Here is a 1909-nt window from a genome sequence, read left to right as displayed (position 1 = left end):
GACCTCGCTGGCGCTGGCCGAGGCGGCGGGGCCGGACGGCGCGGTACTGGGGTTGGACATCTCGCCCGATCTGATCGATCTCGCCCGCCGCCGCGCCGAGGGGCATGCCAATCTCCGCTTCGTCTGCGCCGATGCCGCAACCGTGACGCTGGACGATGCGCCCTATGACCGGCTGGTCTCGCGCTTCGGGTCGATGTTCTTTGCCGATCCCCATGCCGCTTTCGCGAACCTGCACCGCATGCTGAAGCCCGGCGGTTGGATCGACCTGGCGATCTGGGCCGCGCCGCGCGACAATCCGTGGATGATGGAGCTGATGGGCGTCGCGCGGTCGCATATCGACATCCCCTCGCCCGATCCGCGCACGCCCGGCCCGTTCGCCTTTGCCGATCTGGACTATGTCCGCGACATCCTGGCGCACGCCGGTTTTGCCGCGCCTGCCATCGAACCGCTGCAGGGCGAGCAGGCGATCGGTGGCCCCGGCGCCTTGCCCGAGGATGCGGCGGACTTTGCGCTCGCGAGCATGGCCATCGGGCGCGCGCTGGCCGAGGCGGGTCCTGAGGTGCTGGCAAGCGCGCGCGACGATCTGCTGGCGCTGTTCACGCGCCATTATCGCGACGGCGAAGGGGTGATGATGCGCAACAAGGTATGGCTGCTCAGCGCGATGGCGTAAGCGGCGCGCGCTCTATTCCTGCACGTTCGCCACGTTATACTTGAACACCTCGTCCTGCGTCAGGCAGCGCCGGGTTGACTGATCGCCTCCGCCGCTCGCCACCGCCTTCTGCTTGTACATGATGTCGGTCAGCAGCTTGCGCGAGACGCCCATGCGGATCAGGAAATCATTGTCCTCGCTGGCGAGCAGCGCGCTTTCCTGCTCGATATCGCCGATCAGCTCGACCGTGGTGTCGGTCCCCAGCGCGACCGACTGGTCGATCGCGTCGCGGTCGCCAGTCATCGTGAACATGTGCACCATGAAATTGCCGCCCGGCTCGACCACGCGCAGCTGGCCGCCCATGAACACGAAATTGCACGCGGAAAAGCAGGTCCAGCCCGCCGGAATGCGCGTCACCAGCCCCGGCGTGGAACGGATCAGGCGTCCCGCTGCATTCCCGGCCCGCGCGTTGCCGCCGGGCGAGCGCAGCCAGATCTCGCTGATATCGGGATTGTCGGTCAGCGCCTGTTTCAGCCGGTCGGGCAGCGTCTGATCGACCGGGCCTTCGGCGAGCAGCACCCTGGCATCGCCCTTCTTGACGACCTTGAGCGTCATGATCTTGTTGTTCGACCAGTCGGGCGATTGCGGGCAGGTGGGATTGGCCGGGTCCATCGGCGCGGGCGACTGGCCGCACAGCAAGGCGGTCGCGGCCAGGCCCAGCAGCCATCGATGCGGTGCGTGCATGGACTTAAGCCTGCGCGATTTCGTAGCGCGCGGCGCCCGGCTTCTTGCACATGCGCTTCGACACCGTCGTCTCCTCGCCCTCGACGATGATGACATCGTTGACGTTCATGCAGGTCGATCCGTCCGCAAGCTGCGTCTTGCCGACCACGGTCGAGGTGCCCGACACGTCCTTGCGTGTCTCGCTGGTCCAGGACGAGGTGCTGCCCACCTCTTCGCCGCGTGTCGCCTCCAGCGTCGCGTCCGCCGCCTTTTTCTGCTCTTCGGGCTCGAGCTTGCAGGCGATGGCGTCGGTCAAAAGGCCGGCGACCTCGGGCACGGGCAGGAAGCTGGGAAGCCCCGCGCGGCTCGCCAGACCGCCGAGCACGCCGCCAAGCACCGATCGCCCGGCGGCCTTGCCCGCGCTGTCGTCGCATCCGGTCGCGGTCTTGCCACTGCTGCTGGGACGCGAGCGCAACAGGCCGCCGAACTGGGCCTGGGCAGGGATTGGCAGCGCCATGGCCAGCACCGCCGTCAGCG

General features: G+C 67.8%; 3 protein-coding genes. 1 reads left to right on the top strand and 2 read right to left on the bottom strand.

What is annotated here, in order from left to right; genetic code table 11:
• Nucleotides 1-670, top strand: a 670-nt coding sequence (locus AX735_RS01620; protein WP_066274584.1) for a class I SAM-dependent methyltransferase, incomplete at its 5' end; no start/stop codon positions are given.
• A 12-nt stretch (nucleotides 671-682) separates the two neighbouring features.
• Here AX735_RS01620 and AX735_RS01615 read toward each other — a convergent pair.
• Together AX735_RS01615 and AX735_RS25515 are read right to left on the bottom strand one after the other, a co-directional pair.
• Nucleotides 683-1393 (bottom strand): COG3904 family protein, encoded by a 711-nt coding sequence (locus tag AX735_RS01615; protein ID WP_066274578.1) that lies wholly within the window; start codon nucleotides 1391-1393, stop codon nucleotides 683-685.
• 4 nt (nucleotides 1394-1397) lie between these two features.
• On the bottom strand, nucleotides 1398-1907 hold the full coding sequence (locus tag AX735_RS25515) for a hypothetical protein (protein ID WP_202189474.1): 510 nt from the start codon (nucleotides 1905-1907) through the stop codon (nucleotides 1398-1400).
• Nucleotides 1908-1909 lie beyond the last annotated feature (2 nt).

Source organism: Blastomonas sp. CCH1-A6 (genome assembly GCF_001556365.1).
GTDB lineage: Bacteria > Pseudomonadota > Alphaproteobacteria > Sphingomonadales > Sphingomonadaceae > Blastomonas > Blastomonas ursincola.
Note: the sequence above shows the minus strand (reverse complement) of the source record. Positions and strands in the feature narration are given on the sequence as shown.

Coding starts and splice junctions, on each gene's coding strand:
- AX735_RS01615 (WP_066274578.1), bottom strand. CDS start 1,393: ATGCACGCACCGCATCGATGGCTGCTGGGCCTGGCCGCGACCGCCTTG.